This window comes from Telluria sp. AZSoR62 (assembly GCF_058111565.1).
This window is the reverse complement of sequence record NZ_JBYTST010000561.1, coordinates 1-239: the sequence shown is the minus strand read 5'-3', so window position 1 is coordinate 239 and position 239 is coordinate 1. Positions and strand designations below refer to the sequence as shown.

At 61.9% G+C, this 239-nt stretch carries 1 protein-coding gene; it reads right to left on the bottom strand.

Annotated elements, in window-relative coordinates; genetic code table 11:
* The coding region (locus AC3XQU_RS24770) for a P-loop NTPase family protein (protein ID WP_489876745.1) at positions 1-180 on the bottom strand (180 nt) is incomplete at its 3' end.
* Positions 181-239: the final 59 nt, after the last annotated feature.

The window sequence follows — 239 nt, the reverse complement described above, 5'->3', positions numbered from 1 at the left end:
CGTGAAAGCGTGGCGCAGCTCCCGCGTTTCGTGGCGTCTGACCGTCTCATCAAAGCCGACGTCGAACTGGTAGATGCGTGTGACGCCTCGGCGGTCCCTCCATAGCTGTTCCAATCGACCGGCGTAGTCGCGGAGATTGAAGATGCCGTCAAGGATGACGTCGTAACCGAGGTCAAGCAAATAGCTCGCAACCGATCGCGGGCTCCGCGCCCTCGATCTCGCGTCACGGCCATCGCGAG